Source organism: Ruegeria sp. CJ9, from assembly GCF_056536625.1.
Genome location: NZ_JBQFPY010000001.1, coordinates 616240 through 639691 on the forward strand (window position 1 = coordinate 616240; position 23452 = coordinate 639691).

22 protein-coding genes are annotated in these 23452 nt (G+C 56.1%); 3 read left to right on the plus strand and 19 right to left on the minus strand.

The window, feature by feature from the left end:
• Positions 1–25: 25 nt before the first annotated feature.
• The gene (locus tag ACR0AJ_RS03080) at positions 26–1561 is read right to left on the minus strand and encodes a trimethylamine methyltransferase family protein (RefSeq protein WP_480740051.1); all 1536 of its coding nucleotides are present in this window, start codon (positions 1559–1561) and stop codon (positions 26–28) included.
• Positions 1558–2910, minus strand: a complete 1353-nt coding sequence (locus ACR0AJ_RS03085; protein ID WP_480740052.1) for an MmgE/PrpD family protein — start codon at positions 2908–2910, stop codon at positions 1558–1560. Before ACR0AJ_RS03085 ends, ACR0AJ_RS03080 begins: the two co-directional genes overlap by 4 nt.
• A gap of 247 nt (positions 2911–3157) precedes the next feature.
• Here ACR0AJ_RS03085 and ACR0AJ_RS03090 point away from each other — a divergent pair, with 247 nt between their 5' ends.
• Entirely contained in the window at positions 3158–4036 is an 879-nt protein-coding gene (locus ACR0AJ_RS03090; RefSeq protein WP_480646229.1) for a LysR substrate-binding domain-containing protein, read from the plus strand.
• Between the two features lie 13 nt (positions 4037–4049).
• On the opposite strand, the gene ACR0AJ_RS03095 is transcribed toward ACR0AJ_RS03090, so the two are convergent.
• From ACR0AJ_RS03095 to ACR0AJ_RS03120, 6 genes are all read right to left on the minus strand, one after another.
• The gene (locus tag ACR0AJ_RS03095; RefSeq protein WP_480646228.1) at positions 4050–5069 is read right to left on the minus strand and encodes a D-cysteine desulfhydrase family protein; all 1020 of its coding nucleotides are present in this window, start codon (positions 5067–5069) and stop codon (positions 4050–4052) included.
• A gap of 7 nt (positions 5070–5076) precedes the next feature.
• A complete protein-coding gene (locus ACR0AJ_RS03100; RefSeq protein ID WP_170348220.1) occupies positions 5077–5811 on the minus strand; it encodes a TSUP family transporter in 735 nt (244 codons plus the stop codon).
• Positions 5812–5922: 111 nt separating this feature from the next.
• Complete coding sequence (locus ACR0AJ_RS03105) at positions 5923–6663, minus strand: aspartate/glutamate racemase family protein (RefSeq protein ID WP_170348219.1); 741 nt, start codon at positions 6661–6663, stop codon at positions 5923–5925.
• Between the two features lie 37 nt (positions 6664–6700).
• Positions 6701–7939 carry an NAD(P)/FAD-dependent oxidoreductase gene (locus ACR0AJ_RS03110; protein WP_170348218.1) on the minus strand — a complete coding sequence of 413 codons (1239 nt, stop codon included), beginning with the start codon at positions 7937–7939 and terminating at the stop codon, positions 6701–6703.
• Positions 7940–7943: 4 nt separating this feature from the next.
• Positions 7944–10157 carry a TRAP transporter permease gene (locus tag ACR0AJ_RS03115; protein ID WP_170348217.1) on the minus strand — a complete coding sequence of 738 codons (2214 nt, stop codon included), beginning with the start codon at positions 10155–10157 and terminating at the stop codon, positions 7944–7946.
• An 81-nt stretch (positions 10158–10238) separates the two neighbouring features.
• The gene (locus ACR0AJ_RS03120; RefSeq protein ID WP_170348216.1) at positions 10239–11246 is read right to left on the minus strand and encodes a TAXI family TRAP transporter solute-binding subunit; all 1008 of its coding nucleotides are present in this window, start codon (positions 11244–11246) and stop codon (positions 10239–10241) included.
• A 127-nt stretch (positions 11247–11373) separates the two neighbouring features.
• Here ACR0AJ_RS03120 and ACR0AJ_RS03125 point away from each other — a divergent pair, with 127 nt between their 5' ends.
• Positions 11374–12342, plus strand: coding sequence for a LysR family transcriptional regulator (locus ACR0AJ_RS03125; RefSeq protein WP_170348215.1), 969 nt, complete (start codon positions 11374–11376; stop codon positions 12340–12342).
• Positions 12343–12452: 110 nt separating this feature from the next.
• Here the strand turns inward: ACR0AJ_RS03125 and ACR0AJ_RS03130 are convergent, their stop codons facing one another.
• From ACR0AJ_RS03130 to ACR0AJ_RS03175, 10 genes are all read right to left on the minus strand, one after another.
• Complete coding sequence (locus ACR0AJ_RS03130; protein ID WP_480646222.1) at positions 12453–13208, minus strand: ABC transporter ATP-binding protein; 756 nt, start codon at positions 13206–13208, stop codon at positions 12453–12455.
• A gap of 9 nt (positions 13209–13217) precedes the next feature.
• On the minus strand, positions 13218–13973 hold the full coding sequence (locus ACR0AJ_RS03135) for an ABC transporter ATP-binding protein (protein ID WP_170348213.1): 756 nt from the start codon (positions 13971–13973) through the stop codon (positions 13218–13220).
• 10 nt (positions 13974–13983) lie between these two features.
• Positions 13984–15189, minus strand: a complete 1206-nt coding sequence (locus tag ACR0AJ_RS03140) for a branched-chain amino acid ABC transporter permease (RefSeq protein ID WP_170393454.1) — start codon at positions 15187–15189, stop codon at positions 13984–13986.
• Between the two features lie 4 nt (positions 15190–15193).
• Positions 15194–16225, minus strand: coding sequence for a branched-chain amino acid ABC transporter permease (locus ACR0AJ_RS03145; protein WP_425080889.1), 1032 nt, complete (start codon positions 16223–16225; stop codon positions 15194–15196).
• A 112-nt stretch (positions 16226–16337) separates the two neighbouring features.
• On the minus strand, positions 16338–17684 hold the full coding sequence (locus tag ACR0AJ_RS03150; protein ID WP_170348210.1) for a substrate-binding protein: 1347 nt from the start codon (positions 17682–17684) through the stop codon (positions 16338–16340).
• 512 nt (positions 17685–18196) lie between these two features.
• A complete protein-coding gene (locus ACR0AJ_RS03155; RefSeq protein ID WP_170348209.1) occupies positions 18197–18571 on the minus strand; it encodes a nuclear transport factor 2 family protein in 375 nt (124 codons plus the stop codon).
• Positions 18568–19464 carry an alpha/beta hydrolase gene (locus tag ACR0AJ_RS03160; RefSeq protein WP_170374673.1) on the minus strand — a complete coding sequence of 299 codons (897 nt, stop codon included), beginning with the start codon at positions 19462–19464 and terminating at the stop codon, positions 18568–18570. Before ACR0AJ_RS03160 ends, ACR0AJ_RS03155 begins: the two co-directional genes overlap by 4 nt.
• Positions 19461–19946 (minus strand): flavin reductase family protein, encoded by a 486-nt coding sequence (locus ACR0AJ_RS03165; RefSeq protein WP_170348207.1) that lies wholly within the window; start codon positions 19944–19946, stop codon positions 19461–19463. The genes ACR0AJ_RS03160 and ACR0AJ_RS03165 overlap by 4 nt, the downstream gene beginning before the upstream one ends.
• Complete coding sequence (locus ACR0AJ_RS03170; RefSeq protein ID WP_170348206.1) at positions 19943–20620, minus strand: glutathione S-transferase family protein; 678 nt, start codon at positions 20618–20620, stop codon at positions 19943–19945. The genes ACR0AJ_RS03165 and ACR0AJ_RS03170 overlap by 4 nt, the downstream gene beginning before the upstream one ends.
• Positions 20613–21803: an LLM class flavin-dependent oxidoreductase gene (locus ACR0AJ_RS03175; RefSeq protein WP_480740056.1), complete on the minus strand. Its 1191-nt coding sequence runs from the start codon at positions 21801–21803 to the stop codon at positions 20613–20615. Before ACR0AJ_RS03175 ends, ACR0AJ_RS03170 begins: the two co-directional genes overlap by 8 nt.
• Before the next feature lie 114 nt (positions 21804–21917).
• Between ACR0AJ_RS03175 and ACR0AJ_RS03180 the strand changes: the two genes are divergently transcribed.
• Positions 21918–22523 (plus strand): helix-turn-helix domain-containing protein, encoded by a 606-nt coding sequence (locus tag ACR0AJ_RS03180; RefSeq protein WP_170374670.1) that lies wholly within the window; start codon positions 21918–21920, stop codon positions 22521–22523.
• Positions 22524–22689: 166 nt separating this feature from the next.
• Here the strand turns inward: ACR0AJ_RS03180 and ACR0AJ_RS03185 are convergent, their stop codons facing one another.
• Complete coding sequence (locus ACR0AJ_RS03185) at positions 22690–23397, minus strand: IS6 family transposase (protein WP_480646218.1); 708 nt, start codon at positions 23395–23397, stop codon at positions 22690–22692.
• Between the last annotated feature and the right edge of the window lie 55 nt (positions 23398–23452).

A 23452-nucleotide genomic window follows, 5' to 3' on the forward strand; every position in this document is an offset into this window, starting at 1 on the left:
CAAGGTTCGATTTCGTCGCCCATTCTCATGGAAAATATCTGCCAATCTCGGGAAACCGCTGCGCGATGTCGGTTGCTGTTTTTACGCCGAACACGGGCGTTGGATCGCCGGCAAGAATCGCGTCGGTCCGGACGCGTGCAGAATCGATCTGACTGGGTGATCCTGCATCGGACCACGCCTGTGGTGTCGTCCGATCCGCAAGTGCGGGATAGTAATAGTCGCTTTGCATGCGGCCCAGGGTTTGACTCGCGCCCAGAAAATGCCCCGGACCGTTCAGGCACATGTCGCGGATCACATCGAAGGCGAGCGCATCCTCGGTGATCTCAAACCCGCGTGTCGCACGCATCACCGATCCAATCAGGTCGTTATCCAGGACAAAACTTTCCTTGCTCGCCGCCAGAAGCGAGCCGTACATGCCAGCGGCTTCGTAAATCAGATTGGCCCCCGCCAACGCGCTGAGCAATTCGGTGATGCCCTTTTCATACCCTGCCTGAAAGTCTGGCAGCTTGCTGTCCGTCATCCCCGCGCTCACCGCACAGGGAATGCCATAATATTGCGCCATCTGCGCACAGGCCGCCATCAGCACGCCCTGCTCGGCACTGCCACCGGACATCGCGCCGGTGCGTAGGTCGCTGACAAAGGGCAAGGCACCAAATAACGCCGGGTGCCCGGGATTCAGCAGGTTCAGATAGACCAACCCGGCCAGAACTTCGGCTGTTTGCTGAGCAACGGCGCCCGCCAAAGGCGCGGGGCTTGTCGCACCCGCCTGCCCTGCCGACACCAGTTTTAACGGTGTCCCGGTCTCGGCTGCGCATTCGATTATTCCCAGTGCTTCGGCAGCAAAAGTCAGGGGCGGCACGATAAAACACGTGGAAACACAGCAGAACGGCCTTGCCCGCCAAGCCGCTTCGCCGCCCGCAATCATATGGAACATCTCAATCGCCGCACGCATTGTTTCGGCAGAACTGAAGGACGTTCCGATTGGCTTGGCGGTACCCGCTGCGCAGGCGAAGGCCGTGCTCATCTCCATTGCATGCGTGTCAGGAATATCCCGGGCGACCACGGTGCGCTGAAACATGTGAATGTTGGGCAGCGCTTCGGCCAACCGCGCCATGTCGTGCAGGTCCTTCAGCGTGCTGTCGCGCACCTCACCTGTCGCGCTGTCGACGATATGGACCGCCGCGCCCGAGGTACCAAGGTGGATGCGCGTACCGCTTGGATCAAGGTCGTATTCCGGCCGTTGACCGTACAACGTGAAACCCCGGCCAACCGTTGTTAACACTTGCTCCACCAACTTGGACGGAAACAAAAGCCGACCAGCATCCGAAACCAATCCCCCGGCAGCAACGACGGTGTCGACACAGCGGGGCGTCGCGTTGGCCATGCCAATCTCGGCCAGAATGCGAAGTGTGGTTTTGTGGATGGCCGCAATCCCCTCAGTTGAGATTGGGCGATATCGCCCACCTTCGATGCCCGGCCAGATCGCGGTGGTTAAGCCAGTTCCCGCCCCACCCTTTCGCTGAGCCTTGCGGGCGGCCCGTCCTGATCTTACGCGGCTCATGCGTATTCTCCCTGACGGCAGAACAACGAGGACACGGCAGGTAGCTCGGGCCAGATCCGCAACTTTTCGACCCAGCTTTCGGGCACTGGCCCGGTATTGGCCGCAAACTTCTCCCAAAGCTGTGATTGTGACATCGGCGACTGCGGCGCACCTGTGGGAAAGCTGCAGCTTTCCTCGATGATCTGCCCATCTTGGAACGTCACCACAAGCCGGTCTGGGTCCTTGGCCGAATAGTTTTGACCGGACTGATTGGGCGCAAAAGCATGCACGCGAGACTTGCCAATCAGGCGTTCAATCATCGGTTTCTTCCACGCCTGCTGCGTGAGATCGGCAAGCGTCAAATTACCATTTACCAACCCCATAGCCGCTACAAATGGCAGGCTGAACAGAGCCTCTGGGATGGACCTGGGTTGCACGAATGGTAGCACGGCGGCGTGAAAATCGGGCACATAAAGGTCAATCGCGGTGATCTTCGTCGGATCAATCCGGTCACAAAGGCGACGTGCGCAGGTCATGATCCGATGGGTATACCCGCAGCTTGGCCAGGGTTTCAGAACCAGCCCGTATTCGACCAGAGCGTATCCCGTTCCCAGTTTGCCCAGCGCCGCCTGCAACCGATCAGGCACAAGCCCGCCCATCAAAACCGCCTGCCCCCGCTCATGATCCAGCACATGTGCTTGACCGGTGACACCGGCGCGAGCCAAACAGGCGGCCTCGACCCCTGCTCGCGCAGCGAACCCCGCCTGAACCGGCTTGGCATTAGAGCCGAACTGACAGGTATATCCACCAATCGCACTGATTGAGAGAGACATCGCATGGGTCGTTTCCGATGCGTCCAGCCCCATCAATCGCGCGCAAGCTGCAGCAGCGGCCGGAGCCCCAAAAGTCGCGGTAGAATGCCAGCCAGCGTCGTAATGTTCGAAATTCAACGCCTCACCCAGACGTGCGATGACTTCAAACCCCGCCAAATAAGCTTGCGCCAGATCACGACCCGTTGCCTTTGACCCCATAACAGCCAGCATCGCGGGAAGCAAAACAACGGTCGGATGCGTATTGCCGGGCAATTCCCAATCGTCAAAGTCCAGCGCGTGTCCCGCAACTGCATTCAGAAACGCGGCATGCGGGCGCGAGGTTTTCATTTTGGCACCCAGCACCTCAGCCCCGCCTTCCACTGACATAGCCTGCACTGCTGCGCGTGCTTTGAAGGCCACTTCGGTTCTTACACCTGCCAGAATGCAGCCCAGCGTATCGATCACCCCATCGCGCAGCACGGCCAGGGTATCCGGGTCGGGCGTAAGCGGATCGTCGACCACAAAGCGGGCCAACCGACAAAGGGCGGGTCGGGTCATGGCACACCTTTGTTTAACAGGATGATACCCGTGGTTTTCATTCAGAAAAACCTTCATCCGGCGCCTGGCACGGCGGATCCAATGCTTCGGCCCGCATCCGTGATTGCGGATCACAATGAACTGCTATTTGCACTTTCATAATGCACCTCATTCTTGGAATGCTGTTATTCTTCAAGAATGCTAATTCCGCTTGTTTTTTCCGGAAAGATCGAAAAACCTTATACTCGACATTCCATTGAGGAATGATATGGCCGCGCCAAATTGGAAACTACTTACCGCTTTTGAGGCAGCTGCACGACACCGCAGCTTTACGCGTGCCGCGCAAGAACTGAATGTTCAGCAACCGGCAATCAGCCGCCGCGTTGCCGCGCTTGAAACGGAACTTGGCGTCAGACTGTTAAATCGGACCCGCCCCAACGTCTCATTAACACGCGAAGGCGAAGTTCTGTTCCGCGCCGTTGCCAGCAGCATTCTACAAGTTAGCAGCGCGGCAGAACAGATTTGCCGCCGTCCGGACAAAGATGTTATCACCGTCAACACCACCATTGGCTTCGCCAGCTGTTACTTGATGCAGCGCCTGCCTGCCTTTCGTACCGCGCATCCCGAAATCTCAGTCGAGTTGATTTCCCGGGACCAAAACAACGCATATGGGTCTGGTGCCGACATCATCATTGCGTTTGACCACCCGGACAGGTTGCCGGGGATCAGGCACCGCCTGATCTTTCAGGAAACCATGGTTGCAGTGGCGCATCCTGAAGTCGCGAACACCATCCCTGACACCCTGGCGGCCCTGGCGCAAAGCCCGCTTCTCCACCTTACAATGGGCAATCACACCGACGACTGGAATACGTTCTTCGCAGATACTGGCCTTACACCGCCCCCGCCAGTGTCCGAGCGGAAATTTACCAGTTTCATGGTCTACCTGCAGGCTGCTTTGAACGGGGATGGTGTGATCCTGGGATGGCAAACACTGTTGCAGGACCATTTTGACCTTGGGCAATTGACGCCGGTGACCTCACGGCGCCTAAATACTGAACGGGGGTACTTCGTGTGCCTGACAGAGCGCGCGCAAAGCAATGCGGCTGCTTTGAATATTATGGATTGGCTTGCAGACGCCACCCCATAAGCAGCAGGCCGTCTTACTGCAGGCTGCCCAACAACTCGCTTTGGTAACCAAACAGCGCAGGCAATCCTCCGGTATGCAGCATGACAACCTTCTGTCCTTGTTGAATTTTCCCTGTTTCAACCAAATGCAACAACCCCGCAAAGGTCTTTGCGGTATAAACGGGATCAAGGAATATTCCTTCTGTCCGGGCCATCTTTTGCAATGCGGCTTGTGTCTTAGCGCTCAACTTGCCGTAACCCGGGGGCAAGGCCTCGTCCATAACCTCAATTCTGTCTTTCAGAGGGTCCGCTTCGATGCCCAGCAAATCTGCCAGCTTTTGCAGGACAGTTTCCATGCGCGCATGCTGTTGGGTTTTGCCGCGACGCACGCAGACACCGAAGACCGGCGCGGACACCTCTGACAGCGCGACGCCGGTTAGCAAGCCACCATGTGTCGCCCCACTGCCCGACGGCACGACAACCGCATCAAAATCACGCATCTGCTGGCACAGTTCCTGACCCGCTGCGACATACCCCAAAGCACCCAACGGAGGGTGATGTAGCCCCAGATGAATGACGTAAGGCTTGCGCCCCTGTGCCTTTAACTCATCCGCGCGCGCATGCAGGGCTGCATCTGCGCCGGCTTCGTCCTCACCCAGAGGATAGCTCATGTGTTCCGCGCCGAGTATTTTGGCCAACAGAACATTCCCCGAGGTGTAATAGTCGGGGGCCATGTCTGGCACACGCTCTTCCAGTTGCAGGACCGACTGCATGCCCAACCGTGCAGCTGCTGCGGCGGCGGAACGCACATAGTTGGATTGGACCGCACCTGTGATCAGAACAGTATCAGCGCCTTGCTGTATGGCGTCACCGAAATAGAATTCGAGCTGCCGTGTCTTGTTTCCCCCAAAACCAAGCCCCGTCAGGTCATCGCGTTTCAGCCACAGATCAATGCCCAGTTCGTTGGACATTTTGTTCAGGCGCTCCAGCGGCGTTGGGCCGGACATAAGCTTAGCGCGTGGGAATTGGGCCAGTATATCAGTGCGTGTCATCATTTGCCCCTCAGAGATAAGCCATCGCATAGGCACGTTGAAAGAGAACACAGCAGGCAATCAGCGAAACCAGCCGAATTGCAGCAGTGATAAGTGGTTGCGGCAAGTACGGGCCGATGGCGCGGCCGATCAGGCTACCGACCAAAGTAACCGAAGCGAACGCCCATAACTGCGGCCCGAACGGGTTTGTCTGCACCGAAGACAAACTATGCAGCAAAAACGCGGTGCCATAGGCGACCAGAGCAATGGGTTGGACCAGCTTCGCGACTTCCTTGGCCTGATGACCTTTCGCAATCAGACCGAACACCATCAGGGGCCCGGGCGTCGCTGCCCAAACGGTTGCAAGCCCGGATAACCCTGACACGGCTGAGAAACCCGCCGTACCAATGGCGCGGTGAAACGGGATAAGGGTTGTAATCAACCCGATCAGTAGCAAGCAGGCCGTCAGGGTCAGAACGAACACGTCGCTTAGAAACGGGTAGATTGCCAGGCCAGCGATCACACCGACAAGGCAACCGGCAATGCCGATGAGGGTTGTCTTTCGTTCGATCGCAAGGATGCGCCGGTCAGTGGCGACCACGGACACAATGGTGTTCAACAGCAATAAAACGGGCACAGCTGTCGATGTACCCAACATGATCATCATTGGCGGGCCTGCAATGATGCTGAACCCGATCCCTACCCCGACCTGAAGTACTGCGCCTAAGCAGATGGCGACCATCAGGATGGATAGTTCGACAGACACTTCCACACCCCCTTGGTCATTGTCACCCCTTGCAAGGATTGGCATATCCGCAATTGCGGACCGGGGTCCATGCCTTTCCGATATGGCACGAAGCGCCTGGCCTGCAGATTTTTACGTCCAGGGCATGATCCCGGAATACGCGCTGCGCGTGGCAACGGAATGCGCCATCTGAGCCAATGTCGTCAGATCAAATACTGGCAGCTGAAATTCTTGCTGAATCCGCGCGGCGTAGGGCGGCAGATCGGTGCATTCCAGAACGATGGACCGGATGTCAGGCGACTGCCGCTTCAGGTTGCGCACTGCATCCATCAATTCGGCCTCGATCAGATCGGTGTCCATACGGGTTCTTGTGTTGCGCAGGATCACTTCGGCGAATTCACTGGTGTGCTCCAACCCTTGTACGACCACGGGAATACCAGCCGCTCCGACGCCTTCGAAATGCCGGTCCGTCAGTGCCGATGCATCTGCGGTCACCACGCCCACCGGCGCCTTGGCTCCGGTCATGTGAAAGGCCAGAGGCACCTGGATCAGGCTGGACGCAAATACAGGAACAGACACTGCTGCTGCCAGTTCCTTCTGAAACAGGGCGAGAAAACCACAGCTGCCGGTAATGGCTCGTACGCCTTCAGCTTCTAGCCTCTGCGCACCTTTGATGAATGGGTCAAGCAGCTCGGGTGTGGGGTTGTTCAGCAGGGTCGGGACAGTAACGCCGTCGATCATTTCATAAAGGACCGGAAACGGCAGGCTGGACGGATTCTTGATATGCCCCGGAGGTTTGGGGAAATAGCTCTCAAGACAAAGAACGCCTATTGAGGCCCCACAGATATTCTGACCGCCTTCATAAATCGGCATGGTATTCAAATCCTTTCAACGTGAGTGTGCCGCAAGTTCAAAACCGGGTCGGTGAAAATGGCGCCAGATCGACGTTGGGCTTGCGTCCCGACACAAGATCGGCAACCAGTTCGCCGGTTTTAGGGGCCATCATCAGGCCATAATGGGAATGCCCGAACGCCGTAAAAAGCCCGGCCTGCCCGTCAAGTTGCCCAATCGCAGGAAGGCTGTCTGGGAATGAAGGCCGCCGACCCATCCAGAACTGTGCCTGGCTGGTATCAAGATCCGGCACCATCGCCTTGGCTTGCTCTGTCAAAATTTTTTCTTTGCGCGGATCGGCCGGTGCGTCGACCTTTGCAAACTCGGCCGTTCCGGCAACCCTAAGCCCATCGACCATCGAGCTGGCAACGACCTTTGCATCCACATCCATGACCGAATTGTTCAGGCTGGCAGCAGGGTTCTGAAACTGAACATGGTATCCCCGCTCAGCGACAAGCGGAACGGTTAGACCCAGCGGTTTCAAAAATTCAGCAGACCATACGCCAGCCGCCAGAATAATGTTGCGCGCGAGCAGCGTTTCTTGCGGTGTGGACAGATGCCATCCGCCACCTTGGACAAAGGTCAGTCCAGTGACCTCGGTCTTTACGATCTCTGCCCCCTGCGTGCGGGCTTTTTCCGCCAGAACCGCGCCAACGCGCCCCGGCGAGGTTAAACGGGCCTGACCTTTGATCAGCACCGCCGCTTTGAATTCGGACGTCAGCGCAGGTTCAAGACGCAGTAGTTCGTGCCCGTCAACACGCTCAAGATCACCACCTTTTTCCTGACGGATAAGATAGTCGAGACCTTCCAAATCAGCCTGTTCGGGACGACGGAACGCATGAACATAGTAGCTGTCGGTAATCAGATCTTCGCAGCCAGTGCCTTGCAGGTGCCGACGGTACAGGTCAATTGACGGGCGACACAAAAGATCCATCGCATCCGACACTTCGCGAACGGTCTTTTCGCCGGAATTGCCCAAAAAACGTAAACCCCAGGGGATCATCTTTGGCCAGAAATTGGGCCGCACCGAAAGCGCGCTTTTCGGATCCAAAAGCATTTGGGGAAGCTTCTTCCAGATCCCCGGCATCGCCTGCGGGATAATCGACCAGGGCGACACCACACCCGCATTCCCGAACGAGGTTTCCTGACCCGGCTCGCCCCTATCGACAAGCCGGACCGGAATGCCACGCTCTTGCAGCGACAAGGCGCAGCAGATGCCGACGATGCCGGCACCGATAATGGTGACTTGTTCTGTCATTTCATCAGGCCGCCGAATGACTGCGATTGCGGGCGATCAACTGCGTGATGATGACTGGCGAAGCCACGGCCAGCGCGACCAGATCGGCAGTCAGGGTCGGCGCCACGAAAATGACCCCGGCGACCGCCATCAGGATACGCGACACCATGTTCAACGGGCTCAGCCAGTATCCCACGACGGCTGCGGACAGGGCGATAACCCCGGCGATACAGCTTGATGCCGTATAGGTGAATTCCCACAGGTCAAACCCGGTCGAAGACACAAACAGAAGAACCGGCGCATAGACAAAAGCCATCGGTGCAATCACCTTGCCCAACCCGAGCGTAAAGGCAGATAGCCCGGTACGGAACGGGTTCGAGTTCGCAATGGCCGCTGCCGCATAGGCCGAGGTACAGACTGGCGGCGTGATTTCCGAGACCACCCCATAGTACAGCACAAACAGGTGGCTAGCGATCGGCGGGACACCAAGCTGCGCCAGCGCAGGCTGGGCGACGGACACCAGCATGATGTACAGCGCCGTGGTGGGGATACCCGCGCCCATCAGGATGCAGACGATGGCGATGAAGACCAGCGAGATGAACAGTTGCAGGTCTTCCATCGCAAACAGTTGGAAGCTGCCAAACGAGATCATGTTGTACAGATCCGACGCCAGATTGCCTGCGCCCTGCGTCACCATAAACCCGATGCGGAACCCGATGCCGGTAGTGTTGATCACTCCGACCACGATGCCCACTGCTGCAGCAGCCGCACCCACGGCCAGCGAATATTTCACGCCCAACTCGACCGCCTGCAGCATCTCCGGCACTTCGATCCGTTTTTGCGGGTTGAGCGTTGCGACAACCGAAAGTCCGCACAGAATGGCCGTCATGGTCAGATCAAATCCGCCATCCGAGAATTTCCAAAGGACAAAGGCCAGGAAGGCGGCTGCGTAGATCAAAGTCGGAGGTTGCTTGATCCGCGACATGCCCGCAATCACCGCCAGCGAGATACCACAGAAAGCTGACATGAACGGCGTGTAACCGGTGAACAGAACCACCAGCAAACCGATCAGAGGCACAATATTAGCCCAGCCTTCGGCCCAGACAGCCTTGAGCTGCGGCAACTGCTCTTTGGCCAGACCCTGCAGGTTCAGTTTACGCGCCATCAGATGCACAACGGCGAAGACGCCGACATAGTGCAGGATCGCTGGGAAGATCGCCGCAATCACGATGGTGGTGTACGGAACCTCAAGGAACTCGGCCATGATAAACGCCGCAGCGCCCATGATCGGCGGTGTAATTTGACCACCAGCCGAAGACGCGGCCTCGACCCCGCCTGCAAAATGGCCGGGGTATCCTAGGCGCTTCATGTTTGGGATAGTCAGCGCGCCGGTTGATACGGTGTTGGCCACCGAAGAACCCGAGATCGTGCCGAAGAAGGCCGAGGATACCACCGACACTTTTGCCGGACCGCCAGTATAGCGGCCCGCCAAAATCGTGGCGTTATCGATGAAAAGCTGTCCCAGACCTGTGCGCTGCGCAATCACGCCGAACAGGACAAAGTGAAACACGATTGTTGAGACAACCCACAGAGTGACGCCATAAATACCCTCTTGCGGGAAATACATCGACGACACGAAAGTTTTGAAGTTCACACCGGGATGTTGCAGCAGACCGGGGAAATACGGCCCCAGCAGCGCGTATGAAATGAATACACAGATGATCAGCGGCAAAACCCAACCCAGCGTGCGGCGCGCGATGTCTAGCACCAGCAGAATGATGACGACGCCCAGGAACACGTCATAGCCGTTTGGGTTGCCCATTCGGAACGTCTGCTCCTCGATCCCCAAAAAGGGAATGCCACGCCAGGCGAAGCCGACGTACAGCGCGGCAATGATGCCCAGCGCCATGAAGACCAGATCGTAAAGGGGGATGTTGCCGATGCGGAACCGGCTGACTTTGAGCGCATACAGGCTTTGCGATCCGATAATCGGAATGGTCGCGTAAACCAGAATGAACAGCAGGGCGAGATAGATGCCCATATGCCAGTGGTCGGCAGGCAGGCCGAACCCGGCAGTAAAGAATTCGTAAAACGCAAAGATCAGGGCAACAACGCGCAGGACCTTACCGGTGGTTGGTGTGACCTGCCGAACAGCGGCGCCTTCGTCGAACTGTTCTTCGATGGCCGCAAGTTCTTCGGCCGTCAGTTCGTGGTCATCAAGTTTCTGGGTCTCGGTCATGATGGCCCCCTGATTTCGCATAATTCAAGTGTTCGGTGCCCCGAAATGGGGCACCGGACGATAGGTTACGGTGAGATTTGATTATTGAAGAAGCCCAGCTTCTTTATAGAACTTCTCGGCACCCGGATGCAGCGGAACGCCCAGCGCTTCGACGCCGTCCAGCGCGGTATCCGGCGTGATCTGCTTGCCTTTGGCATGGCCATTGTCCAGCAGCTTGCGTGTGTTGTCGTTCCACATCGCCTTGGTCAGTTGATAGACCAGATCATCCGACAGGTCCGAGGACACAACCAGCATCGCGCTGACCGCCGGGGTCTTGGTTTCGCCATCGATACCTTCATAAACACCACCCGGAATGGCCGAGGGGATATAGGCCGGAATGATCTCGTTGATCTTGGCCAGATCTTCGTCGCTGAAGGAATGCAGGTTCATACCCTTGGTCGAGGACAGCTGTACCATCGCGGCAACCGGCCAGCCTGCGGCATAGAAGTAGGCGTCCAGCTGACCATCGGCCAAACGCTCGGCGCTTTGGCTGTTGTTCAGTTCGGCTTCGTCCATGTTGTCACGGTTAACACCCCAGGCGTCCAGCATCTGCAGCACGGCAACCTGCGTGCCGGAGCCAGCCTGCGCGATACCGACACGCTTGCCTTCCAGATCACCCAGATCGTTGATCGTCGATCCGGCGGGCAGCACCAGGTGCAGGTCTTCGGGGAACAGATTGGCGACAATGCGCAGCTTGGGGTGCGGTTTGCCTTCGAACTTGCCCTCACCCAGATACATCGAGCGGGTGACATCCGCCGCCGCAAGGCCAGCTTCCAACTCACCGTTCTGAACAGCCGCGTTGTTGAACACCGACGCGGTGGTCGATTGTGCAATCGCGATCAGACCAGGAACACCGCACTGGCCGCCTTCTTCACAGGGGCGGGAACCCGGAGGGGCCGAGATACCGTTTGCGATGGTGCCGCCGATGGGGAAGTAGGTTCCGCCAGCACCGCCGGTGCCGATGCGGAAAAAGGTCGGGTCCTGCGCCAACGCCGGTGCGGCCAGCGCGCCAGCCAAAGCCAGTCCAGTCAAGCATTTCACTAGTTTCATTGTCATCTCCCAAGTTGGAACGTCGGATTCGGTTCGCCCGACTTCGATCCTGCAAGCGTAAAGGCAATTCTCATAAATACAAATTTGTTATATTTCACAAAATTAAATTTTAACTTATACATTGAACATGAACCTCACCCAACTCACCGTTTTTCGCGAGGTGATGGAGTCCGGCTCCATCTCTCAGACTGCCAAGAAATTGCATCGGACGCAGCCTGCTATCAGCCTTGCCCTCAAGAACCTCGAAAAATCTTTGGGCCTGACATTGTTTGAACGCAAAGGACGTCGGCTGGTTCCGGTCCCCGAGGCGCATTACCTTCTGGCCGAGACCGCAGGCATTCTGGATCGCCTGTCAACGATCTCAAACACCATGGAGGGTTTGATCAAAGGGCATTCCGGCAGCCTGAATATCGCAACGATGCCGGGCCCTTCGGCCTTTTTGTTCCCGCGGTTCATCAGTCAGTCGGTGGGTGAAAACCCGGACATTCAAATCACGTTGTCCTCGCGGAGCTCTCCGCAAATTATGGAACTTGCGGGAACGCAGAATATCGATTTCGGCTTTGCTGATTTCGAGCATTCAGCCGGGCGAAAAGCACAATATTCGGTCGAACTGATTCAGGCAGACTGTTTCTGCGCAATAGATTGCGATCATCCGCTTGCGTCCCAGGACAGCATTACGATTTCCGATTTGGACGGAACGCCGATGGGCGGGCTATACGCAACCCATCCGTTTCAGCGCAAAGTCCGGCGAGAGTTTCAGGACATATCCGCCAACTATAACCCGACCGTGACCTGTCAGTATTTCCTACCGCTCATTCCGTTTGTAAGTTCGGGCCAGTGCTGCACGATAGTTGATCCGCTGACCGTCGCAACGGAACGTGAGATGAACCTGTCCAACGACAAGGTTGTGTTCGTGCCTTTGGACAATCCGCTCAGGTATGAATATGCGATCCTTGAACCCGCTCACCGCCCGCCGTCTCAGTTGGCCTTAAAGATCAAGGCTGGTTGGAAAGCCGAAGTTCTAAAAATGCTCGAGGAAGTGAAGGCCAACCCCCACACAGAATGGGTTGGTGACGTGCGTGGCCAGCAGGTTTAACTGTCTTTGAAAGACGGGCAATGGTTTATCCGAAACCGCCCAAATCAGCGAATTTCAAGCACCTGAAAAGCCTAATATCTTTAGACTTTTCATGCGGCTAAACAGGATACTTATATCGCCAGATACTCTTCCCGAAGATTGGTATCTTCCAGCACCTCGTTCGCAGTCCCGTCAAACACAATGCTCCCAGTATCCAGAATAATCGCCCGGTCCGCCAGTTCCAAAGCACGAACGGCGTTCTGTTCGACGATGATCGTGGTCATGCCCTGTTGCTTGACATGAATAAGCGTTTTTTCGATCTCGTCGACGATGACAGGGGCCAAACCTTCATAAGGCTCATCCAAAAGCAAGACCTTGATGTCTCTGGCCAGTGCTCTGGCGATTGACAGCATCTGTTGTTCGCCGCCGGACAACGTAGTTCCCTCTTGTTTGCGGCGCTCGCCCAAGCGCGGGAACAACTCGTATAACCTTTCCAACGACCATCCAATCGGCGGCGCGATTTGCGCAAGCTGCAGGTTTTCTTCGACAGTTAGGCCCGGAATAATTCGCCTATCTTCCGGGACAAGACCAAGACCCGCAGCAGCCGCTTCGTAACTTGTCATATTGTGCAGCGGTTGGTGATCCAGCCAGATTTCGCCATGCCTTACTTCCGGCTCTCCGACCCTTGCGATGGAACGGAGCGTCGAGGTCTTGCCAGCGCCGTTTCGCCCAAGAAGAGCTAGAATCTCACCTTCATGTACATTGAAGCTGACGCCCTGAACTATGTAGCTTTCTCCGTAGTATGAATGCATATCCCACACCGAAAGAAACGCAGGTGCGGTACTGGCCCTGTTCGCGTTTTTCGAAAAGTCAGGTTTCTCGTTCATAGCTTTTCCTTACGCTGCTTCGCCCAAATAGGCCTCTCGGACCTTTGGGTTGCCACGAATGTTTTCAGGCGTGTCTTCAACCAGGGGAGTGCCTTGCGCCAAGACCGTGATGCGTTCGGCCAGGCTGAAGACCACGTGCATGTCATGTTCAATGATCGCGATGGTGATGTCGCGCTCGTCCTTGATTTGCTTCAGCAGATCAATGGTATTGTTGGTATCAGCCCGCGCCATGCCCGCCGTGGGTTCGTCCAACAGCAGCAAGCGCGGGTTCTGACTGAGGCACATGCCGATCTCTAGCCGCCGCTTGTCACCACGAGACAGCGAAGCGGCGTGCATTTCGCGTTTGTCAGCCATGTTCATCTCTTCCAGCATCGCCTCGGCCTGTTCCACAACCGCCTTTTCATTGGCGATGGTCTCATAGGCGTGCATCCGAAAAGCCCCATCCCGCATTGCGAAGATCGGGATCAACATGTTTTCCATCACCGTCAGCTCGCCAAATATCTCGGGCGTCTGAAACACGCGGCTGATGCCCATCTGGTTAATCTGGAACGGCTCCAACCCAAGTACCGAATTGTTGTTGAACAAAACGGACCCGGTGTCCGGCATCAGCTTGCCCACCAAACAATTCAACAGCGTCGACTTACCTGCACCGTTGGGACCGATGATGGCGTGGACCGAGTTCTCTTCGACATTGAGGTTTACATCCGTCAGCGCCTTGAGACCACCGAAGCGCTTGCTGACATCTTTGACTCTTAGAATTGCCATGGTTCGCCCCCTACTCGGCCGGTTCTGTTTTGCCCGACGTTGCATCGTCGGTATTAGATTTCTTGCGCTTAAAGCGGTTGAGCAATCGTTGGCCACCTTCGACAAGACCGCCTGGCAGATAGATGACGACCAGCATGAACAGGATGCCCAGCGTCAAATGCCAACCTTTTCCGATGAACGGATGGATCACGAAGACAACCGCATCCTCCAGCCCATCAGGCAGGAATGCGAACCAGCTGTGCAGGACGTTATCGTTGATCTTCGAGAAGATGTTCTCAAAATACTTGATAAATCCAGCACCCAGAACCGGACCTATCAGTGTTCCGGTGCCGCCAAGGATAGTCATCAGGACCACCTCTCCCGAGGCTGTCCATTGCATCCGTTCAGCACCAGCCAGCGGGTCCATCGCGGCCATCAGACCACCGGCCAGACCGGCATACATGCCCGAGATTACAAAGGCCGCCAGCGTGTAAGGCTTCGAGTTCAAACCCGTGTAATTCATCCGCTGTTGGTTTGATTTCACCGCCCGCAACATCATGCCAAAGGGCGACCGGAAGATGCGGATAGACAGGTAGAACACCACCATCAGAACAACCGCGCACAGGTAATAGCCCGCGTTGAAATCAAAGCTCCACGCGCCTACGTCCATTGTGTAGGTCGCACGCATCGGCAAGCCGAACAGGTGCGGCAGGTCCGGCGCATTGGCGCCCTGCAGGATCTGCGGATCATCTGCATAGACTTGCAGGCCGGTTTCCCCGTTCGTCAGGTTAAACTTGGGGTTCGATAGCACCGAATAAGCCAGCGCAAAACTCATCTGCGCGAAGGCCAGTGTCAGGATTGAAAAGTAAATTCCTGACCGGCGCAGGCTGACAAAGCCGATCAGCAGCGAAAACAATCCGGCGACGACCACACTTAGCGCAATGGCCGGAATGATGTTGTAGCTGAGTAGCTTGAACATCCAAACGGCGGAATAAGACCCCACCCCCAGAAAGGCCGCGTGACCGAAAGACAGGTATCCCGTCAAACCGAACAGGATGTTGAAGCCGATGGCGAAGATGCCAAAGATCACGAACCTTTGCATCAGATCCGGGTAACCCGCATTGAACTGCGCCATGGCGCTGCCTTCGGGGAACGGGTTCAGGATGAAGGGGGCCAGCAATGTCAGGATTGCAACGATGATCAGCAGGCCGGTGTCTTTTTTGTTTAGTCCCAGCATGGGCTTATTCCTCCATCACGCCCTTGCGGCCCATTAGACCGCGTGGACGTGTCAGCAGCACGATGATGGCGACAAGGTAGATGATGATCTGATTGATGCCCGGGATCGTAGTGGTTGCCCAGGTTGTCGAGGCAAAGCTCTCCAAAATACCCAGCAAGAACCCGGCCAGCACCGCGCCTGGCAATGAACCCATGCCGCCCACAACGACCACAACAAAGCTGAGAACCAGAAAGTCCATGCCCATATGGTAATTTGGCGGATTAAGCGGGCCGTACATCACCCCGGCAAGGCCGGCCACGGCAGCGGCGATGCCGAACATGATGGTGAACCGGCGGTCGATGTTGATACCCAGCAGACCGACAGTTTCGCGATCCGCCATCCCGGCACGCACGACCATACCAAACGTAGTGAATTGCAGGAATGAGAACACCGCACCGATGATGCCCACCGCAAATCCGAAATAGACCAAACGCCAGATCGGATAGATGATCGCGTTGGGGTCGAACCCAACCATGATGCCCAAATCGACCGACCCGCTCAGCGCATCTGGCGGCGGGGTCTGGATCGGATTAGCGCCGAAGAAATACTTGACGATTTCCTGCAGCACGATAGCCAGTCCAAAGGTCACAAGGATCTGATCCGCATGAGGGCGCTTGTAGAAATGCTTGATCAGCCCACGCTCCATCACATAGCCAACCAGCAACATGATGGGGATCGCAAAAAGGATCGCCAGCGGAACGGACCAGTCAATGATGGTGGCTCCGACCTCGGGGCCGAACCAGGCCTCGACATAAGGCGTTTCAACTTTCAGCGGGTTGCCCAGAAAGTCCTTCTGGGTTTCGTCAAGCGTTTCGAAACTCAGGTTAAGAAGCTTCTGTAAGGTCACCGCACAGAACGCTCCGATCATGAACAGCGCCCCGTGGGCAAAGTTCACAACACCCAGCGTTCCGAAAATCAGCGTCAGGCCCAGCGCGATCAGCGCATAGGCCGAGCCCTTGTCCAGCCCGTTGAGAATTTGCAGTAGGATGGCGTCCATCGGCCCCACCTCAAGATTGGTCAGTGTAATTGAGTGGTCGTGACCGGGTTTTAGCGCCCGGCCACAAGGGGTCTGGCCGCCGAGACCGGCGGTCAGACATCAGCCAAAGGCCTTAAGCGCCCGGGTTGCACTTACCCAGTTCACCACCGGCGAACATCGGGTGTTCCGGATCGTACTCGACCTGCGCACGCGGCGTGATCTCTACGATTTCCAGCGTGTCGTACTCGTTGGTCGGGTTCTCGTTGCCCCGCACGACCAGCACGTCCTTGAAACACTGGTGATCCGCACCGCGATACCAAGTCGGACCATTGCCCAGCCCGTCGAACTCAAAGTCTTCCAGAGCTTCGACAATACCGCATGGATTGAAGGTTCCTGCCCGCTCACACGCATCCGCATAAAGCAGAACTTGCGCATAGCAGGTCTGGGCCGAGTTGGACGGAGGCTTGCCGTACTTCTCGCCAAAGGATTTCACGAAGGCTTTGGTGCCCTCATCCTGCAGCTGCCAGTTCCAGTTCATCGACCCCAAGACGCCTTTGATGTTTTCACCCGCACCAGCGGCCATCAACTCGGAATACAGCGGCACGACGATCTTGAAGTCCTTGCCATTGGCGACCTTGTCCAGCAGGCCGAATTGAATTGCGTTGGTCAGCGAATTCACCATGTTCCCGCCGTAATGGTTCAGAACTAGAACATCCGCGCCCGAGTTCAGAACCGGGGCGATATAGGACGAAAAGTCCGTTGACGCGAGTGGTGTCTTAACCGTGTTGACCGTTTCCCATCCCAAGGCTTCGGTCGAGGCAACGATCGACTCTTCCTGGGTCCAACCCCAGTTATAGTCGGCCGTTAGGTGATACGCGCGACGTTCCTTGCCCATCTCAGCTGCCAACACCGGTGCAAGCGCTGCACCCGACATATAGGCGTTGAAGAAATGACGGAACCCGTTGGCTTTTTTATCCTTGCCCGTGGTGTCGTTCGCGTGGGTCAGACCCGCCATAAAGATCACGCCGGCCTCTTGGCACAGGCCCTGAACCGCGACAGCCACGCCTGAAGACGAGCCACCGTTGATCATGATCGCGCCGTCTTTTTCAATCATCGATTTGGCAGAGGCACGCGCGGCGTCCGATTTGGTCTGCGTGTCACCCGTAACAAATTCGACTTTCTTGCCAAGGATGCCGTTCCCCTGAAGCGCCTTGGATGTGAAGGTATTAAGGCAACCCCCGTCCCCTTCGCCGTTCAGATGTTCGACGGCCAGTTGCTGAGCAAGCAGTTCGTCATTGCCTTCTTCGGCGTAAGGTCCGGTTTGCGGAACATTGAAACCCAAAGTGACAGATGCCCCTGTCGGTTCGTTGGTGAAAGCAGCAGCCGACGAAGCCGTAAAGATTGTAGGCAGGGCCAGACCGGTACCTGCAACGGCACCAGACTTCAGCACGCCGCGGCGTGTGACAGATTTGTTGGTCATTCATTCCTCCCATTTTCGTTCTTTCGCCCTCTGGCTCCTCTTCCAGCGGACAAAAGCGCACTTTTGTGCATCTCAATAATGGAAAGCGGAATGAAAATTCCTCAATAAATTCCTATTTTTGAAACATAATTTTGTAAAAAAATTCACGAATAATAATATTTTTTGTAAATAATATGGTGCGCCACCATTTAGCATTGCCGATTTTCATATGCTTAGGTGTGAATTTCAATGGCAACAATTTTCGGCCTTCACCACCCGATAGATCCGCAATCTTACATCTCGGCTGAACGTCCAAACCGGCCTCGCCCTAAGATTGCATCCAGTGGACACATGACGTTCAAAGATCGGGATTTCAACACCTGAATTTCTACGCCAGAAGCGCTTAGCCCCAATCTGGAAATGAAACCTGGCTTTAGAAGTCACAGCCGCTCGGGCCAGCAACCCCAGCGGCACCAAACTGGGAAAGGTTCGGTAAAACGACTGCGTGTCTGGCTGCGTCCGAGACTGTCGGATCAGCTTGTGCGTTGCTTATAATACGTGTCTTTGTGAACGATCAGCCCATCGCGGTAGGTCAAGATGTCGACGCTTAGAAACTCTTCCTTGGTGCCATCCTTGTGCGTGGCCGTGCGGCGATATTCACAACAGGCTTTGTTTCCAGAAATGGTGCAGTCAAGTGTTTCCCAATGCACGTTCGCAACCTTTTCAAACAGGGTTGAAAAGGCGTTGCGAATGGCCTCGGCACCTTCCAGACGTATGCCATGTTCTTCGGGGCCAACGGCATGGTCAAATGTCGCGTCGTCTGCAAAATGCTTCATCACAGCGTCAATGTCGTTCGCGTTAAAAGCGTCGCCGACCGAGTCGACAAGGTCACGGGTCAAAGCGGTCATGATTGCAGTCCTTTTCCTTGAAGCATGTCGCAAGTGTGTTTGAAGAAGGGGCTTGCCGGGTCGACAAGCACATTCAGTTCGTCAAAGTGATCCACGCCCGGCACGAAATAGAGACCCACCTTGCGATCTGCTGTTTCGTATTTTTCGACATACATGCGTGCCTGTCGGTGGAATTCCTCGGTTTCCGCACCGCCGACCACAACCAGTTGAGGCGCATTGGTGACCGGGGGGTGGTTGGTCATCGGGCTTTCAGCCTCGGCTTCTGTTGGATCCATGCGGATGCCCGCATTCAGCGCTTCGGTCAGACGGACCGGTTCGAGATAGCTGAGCGGTGACACCGGGATACCGGATTTTATCAAGTCCGCGGGAAGATCATCACCAAACGCAGGCCAATCAGTCGCCATCATCATCTGGGTGATATGTCCGCCAGCGGAATGACCCATCACGGTGATGCGGTCTGGATTGATGCCCAGATCGCGCGCGTTGCGCCAGATATAGGCCATGGCCTCACGCGCTTCTTCTGAAATACGCGTAATGGTCACGGATGGGCAAAGATCGTAGCCAACGACGACAACATTGAACCCCGCGGCAACAAAGGGTGGCGCTATGAAACTGTAAATCGATTTGTCACCACGCTGCCAATAGCCGCCGTGGAAATAGACCAATGTCGGCGCAGCCGCGTCCAAGCAGCGGAAGACATCCAACCTTTGCTTCTCGCCTTCCCCATAGCGGAGGTCCAGGCTGCAATCGCAGGTGGCGCGCGCTGTCTCGCTATCGCTGCTCCAACCGGGAATGACGGTCACTTCATAGTCCGGTCGCCCTGCCCTTAGATTATATTGAGCGTCGAATTCATCAGGGCCGAAGCGTGTGTGAAAGGTCAGATGATCGCTCATGATGAAGCCTCGGGTTGGGGCGCGGAGAAGAACGCGCCGCGGCAAAAGACAAGGGGCGGAGCGGGCGCGTGGGCGTAGTTGATGACGCGGCCCAAGAGGATCTCGTGATCGTCTGCGTCGACCCTGCTGTGAACCGTACACTCCAATTGCGTCGAGGCACCGGGGATCAAGGGGGTCGCGGTTCCGGGGATCCAATCGGTGTCGGTAAATCGGTTTTCGACATCGCTTGCAAAGTGCATAGCAAGGTCTTTCTGCTCGGCCGACAGGATATTGACCGCAAAATGATCCGATTGCGACAGCGTTGGGAAGACCCGGCCTGACTTTGCAACACAGACCGAGATCACCGGCGGCTGCAATGAGACCGAAGTGAATGAGTTGGCGGTCAGGCCCCACGGTTCTCTGTCCGCGTTATAGGTGGCTACAATGGTAACACCCGTCGGAAAGGCGCCAAGTGCGCGGCGATATTCTCGGACGTCCATCATAGCACCCCTTCGCTGGCACAGGCTTTTTCCAAGGCAGCCCATTCATCGGGGTTGGTCCCGAACGGGCGCATGACGTGATCCTGATAGGCGGGGCGTTCCGCCAGTCGCTGATACCAGGCCTCGACATTCTGCAAGGACGGGCGGTCGACCTCGACGTTAAAATAACGATAGGCCACACATCCCAAGGGAATATCCGCCATGGTGAAGCTGTCGCCGCAGACATAGGTGCGCTCCGCAAGGTGCCGGTCCAGAAGGGTCAGGGCCTCGTGCGCCTCATCGCGCAGCTTGGCGATCTTTTCAGGGTCACGCTTGCCCGGTTGCGTGCGCACCGTTGCGAAGAACAGATAGATCACCGGCCCAAAGGCGCGGCTTGCCGACCACTCCATCCATTGATCCGCAATCGCGCGGGTCTGAATATCGGACGGGCTCAGCGTTCCTGCCCCGTATCGATCACAGAGGTAGCGTACGATGGCAAGGCTTTCCCACAGCGCAAAATCCCCGTCGCGGATCGCCGGGATCATCTTGTTGGGATTGATCTGCGCATACATCTCGGTGTCGAGCTTGCCAAAGCTGCCCCCGGCAAGTTGCAGCGCGTAGTCCAACCCCAGTTCATTCGCTGTCCAGATCACCGGAATGACGTTCGACGAATAGGGTCGCCCCCAAATCTCAAGCATTTTCCAGCATCCTTTTTTGCGCGATGGACTGCGTGCCGAACCTGGGAACGACATGCTCAAACAGACGATGCCAGCTGGCCAGAATTTTCTCGTAAGGAACGCCGGTATATTGCTGCATCAGCATGAGGTGATCGAGGCCGATGGTTTCCTGCCGTTCTGCAAAACGATCCGCAACATATTCGGCATCTCCCACCACAATGATCCCGCGTTTATTGAGGAAATCAAACCAGTCCATGTCCTCATCTTCGGGGGTCATCTCTTCGCCGACATCCAGATAGCCGTGCTTGGTCCATTCCCCCTTGGGGCGCGACCCGCCGAGAAATTCGTAATAGGCATTGATCGGACCACGGATTGTGTTCACCGCTTCTTCCATGCTTTCACCGACATAAAACGCTGTGCAGACACCAACGCCCTCGCCAAGACTTACCTCGCGCCCTTCGCGTTGCGACAGGGCCTGGCGGTAGGGCTCCCAACAGGCCAGCGTCACCTTGGGGCCAGCCGCCATCGAGATCACGCCCCAACCGCGTTCCCCGGCCAGTTTGAATGTGGGCGGTGCATTTGACATCAGCCAGACCGGAGGGTGAGGGTTGGAATAGGGGCGCGGATGCACATACATCGCTTTGTATTCGCCATCTTTATCGTGATAACGCGGATCCAGAGGGTCAAAGAACCGGTTGCTCTCTTTCCAGCCGGGAACAGGGAATTGATAGAACTCACCATGATGGGTGAACGCTTCGTTGGTCCAGGCTTTCAGGATAATCTCAAGGCTCTCCTGATACAGCCGCATAACCTTGGCATTGTCGCGCCGGTCCGCATCTTTATTGAACTGGAGGGTCGAGCGTTCATTGATGCCCTTGGCGACGCCGAAATCAAAACGGCCCAGCGTCATATTATCCAGCATCGCGGCATCTTCAGCCACGCGCAAAGGATGCCAGTCAGGCAAAATGATGGGCGCTGTTCCAACCCGCAGCGTCTTGCAATGCGCGGCAACGTGGGTCCCCATCTGGATCGGGTTGGGCGGCGCATTCATGTAACCGTTATGGGCAAAATGATGCTCGGTGAACCATGCGGTCGTGAACCCTGCCTGCTCGGCCAGCGAACACTGTTCGAGGATCATCTCCAGCGTGCGCGTCCATGGAATCGTCTCACCGGGGCTAAAATTGGCAATCAAATCAAAGCGCATAGCTTTCTCCCAGCCGATGGAAAATCAGTTGATTTTTCCCCTTCTTTTCAACTAAGTTGATTTGAGCTCGAAAAGTCAACTAAAATCATTTATTCTGAAGTCATGAATAGTGACGTGTCTCAGACCGACGCCCAAAGGCTCGGCAGTGAAATTCGCGAAGTGCGCAAAGCGCGTGGATTGACCCTACAACACCTGTCCGAGGTGGTGTCGTGCTCCAAAGCCTATCTCAGCCGAATTGAACTTGGGGCGGCCAAGGTGTCGAACGACCTGCTTGGCGAAATCAGCGATGCGCTTGCAGTAGAACCCAATTGGTTCTTTCCCAAACAGGAAGGCAACGGGCCTCTTGAGCGAAAGCACGTCGTGCGACGCGAAAACCGTAGGGCGCTGTCCGCGATGTACACGCGCTCAACTGATGAATTAGGTTTTGAGGACGAGTTGCTTTCAAGCACATTGTCCGGCCATTGTTACTTGATCCTATCACGGTTCCGCCCCGGCGCAGGAGAACCACCCGAGCCACTCAAAGGCTATTCTTTTGAAGGTGAGCAACACGCCATAGTTCTTAGCGGTGAAGTTGAGCTACGTCTCGGGGACGAAATCATTTCATTGCGCGAAGGAGACAGCTTTTCCTACCCATCCATGATCGCGCATCGCTTTCGCAACAAGACGGAGAAAGAGGCAACAATGGTTTGGGCGATGTCACCGATACGCATCACGTGGTGACTGTTGGCCGGAGGTTGCCAAAGCCAGAAATTTTCAATTGTATTGTGAAAAGTCGGCACACTGGCCGGTTCAAAAGGCAGTCAGAAGGTGGTCGATTTCGCCTTTTTTATGGCGGTGCTGTCAGATGAATTCTAACCAGTCTCAGTTTGCCGTGGAAACCGCGAACCTATCCGGAACAAAGTTGACGCCACTCTCTAAGAGCGGCGGTGCGTGTCAGCTTGAAGGTATCTCTGCTGGCTAGCGATCTTTCCTGGTTGAAGTGGTTGTAGACGGAGGAATGGACGGAGGCGAATTTTTGCAAACTTCGCATGCGCCTGAAACGTTGCATCGCGCGTTCGTGTCGTCGGAACGGCAGGTGCGAATTCTCAACCCGGATATTGAGCCACCTGCCCGTCTGCTGTTTTTCGGTAGCACCAAGCTCTCTGAGAGCAGCCCGATACGATGCGAAGCGATCCGTGACGACGTTTTCCGCTTTACCGTGTCGCTTCATCAATTTCTTGAGGAATTTCAGTGCTGCAGCTTTGTTTCGGCGTTTTGTGACAACGGCTTCCAGCACCTCACCTTCGTGATCAACAGCCCGCCAAAGATAATGCCGTTTGCCATTCACCTTCACGAAAACCTCGTCCACGCGCCACTTCCATTTGGAGAATGCGCGCAGTTGCTGAACACGCTTTTTTCGGATCTCAGCTGCAAACATCGGGCCAAACCTGTTCCACCAATACCGGACAGTTTCGTGACTCACGTCGATGCCTCGCTCGTGCAACAAGTCTTCGACATTCCGAAGCGAGAGCGGGAAACGGATGTACAGCATCACCGCAAGGCGGATGATCTCAGGACTGGTTTTGAAATACTTGAAAGAGGCAGGATTGGTCATGGGCAAAAGCTACGAAAGCCCCCTGCCCGCCTCAGGCCAAGTTCTTCTGACAAGA

Coding starts and splice junctions, on each gene's coding strand:
- ACR0AJ_RS03080 (WP_480740051.1), bottom strand. CDS start 1,561: ATGAGCCGCGTAAGATCAGGACGGGCCGCCCGCAAGGCTCAGCGAAAG.
- ACR0AJ_RS03085 (WP_480740052.1), bottom strand. CDS start 2,910: ATGACCCGACCCGCCCTTTGTCGGTTGGCCCGCTTTGTGGTCGACGAT.
- ACR0AJ_RS03090 (WP_480646229.1), top strand. CDS start 3,158: ATGGCCGCGCCAAATTGGAAACTACTTACCGCTTTTGAGGCAGCTGCA.
- ACR0AJ_RS03095 (WP_480646228.1), bottom strand. CDS start 5,069: ATGATGACACGCACTGATATACTGGCCCAATTCCCACGCGCTAAGCTT.
- ACR0AJ_RS03105 (WP_170348219.1), bottom strand. CDS start 6,663: ATGCCGATTTATGAAGGCGGTCAGAATATCTGTGGGGCCTCAATAGGC.
- ACR0AJ_RS03110 (WP_170348218.1), bottom strand. CDS start 7,939: ATGACAGAACAAGTCACCATTATCGGTGCCGGCATCGTCGGCATCTGC.
- ACR0AJ_RS03115 (WP_170348217.1), bottom strand. CDS start 10,157: ATGACCGAGACCCAGAAACTTGATGACCACGAACTGACGGCCGAAGAA.
- ACR0AJ_RS03120 (WP_170348216.1), bottom strand. CDS start 11,246: ATGAAACTAGTGAAATGCTTGACTGGACTGGCTTTGGCTGGCGCGCTG.
- ACR0AJ_RS03125 (WP_170348215.1), top strand. CDS start 11,374: ATGAACCTCACCCAACTCACCGTTTTTCGCGAGGTGATGGAGTCCGGC.
- ACR0AJ_RS03130 (WP_480646222.1), bottom strand. CDS start 13,208: ATGAACGAGAAACCTGACTTTTCGAAAAACGCGAACAGGGCCAGTACC.
- ACR0AJ_RS03135 (WP_170348213.1), bottom strand. CDS start 13,973: ATGGCAATTCTAAGAGTCAAAGATGTCAGCAAGCGCTTCGGTGGTCTC.
- ACR0AJ_RS03140 (WP_170393454.1), bottom strand. CDS start 15,189: ATGCTGGGACTAAACAAAAAAGACACCGGCCTGCTGATCATCGTTGCA.
- ACR0AJ_RS03145 (WP_425080889.1), bottom strand. CDS start 16,225: ATGGACGCCATCCTACTGCAAATTCTCAACGGGCTGGACAAGGGCTCG.
- ACR0AJ_RS03150 (WP_170348210.1), bottom strand. CDS start 17,684: ATGACCAACAAATCTGTCACACGCCGCGGCGTGCTGAAGTCTGGTGCC.
- ACR0AJ_RS03155 (WP_170348209.1), bottom strand. CDS start 18,571: ATGACCGCTTTGACCCGTGACCTTGTCGACTCGGTCGGCGACGCTTTT.
- ACR0AJ_RS03160 (WP_170374673.1), bottom strand. CDS start 19,464: ATGAGCGATCATCTGACCTTTCACACACGCTTCGGCCCTGATGAATTC.
- ACR0AJ_RS03165 (WP_170348207.1), bottom strand. CDS start 19,946: ATGATGGACGTCCGAGAATATCGCCGCGCACTTGGCGCCTTTCCGACG.
- ACR0AJ_RS03170 (WP_170348206.1), bottom strand. CDS start 20,620: ATGCTTGAGATTTGGGGGCGACCCTATTCGTCGAACGTCATTCCGGTG.
- ACR0AJ_RS03175 (WP_480740056.1), bottom strand. CDS start 21,803: ATGCGCTTTGATTTGATTGCCAATTTTAGCCCCGGTGAGACGATTCCA.
- ACR0AJ_RS03185 (WP_480646218.1), bottom strand. CDS start 23,397: ATGACCAATCCTGCCTCTTTCAAGTATTTCAAAACCAGTCCTGAGATC.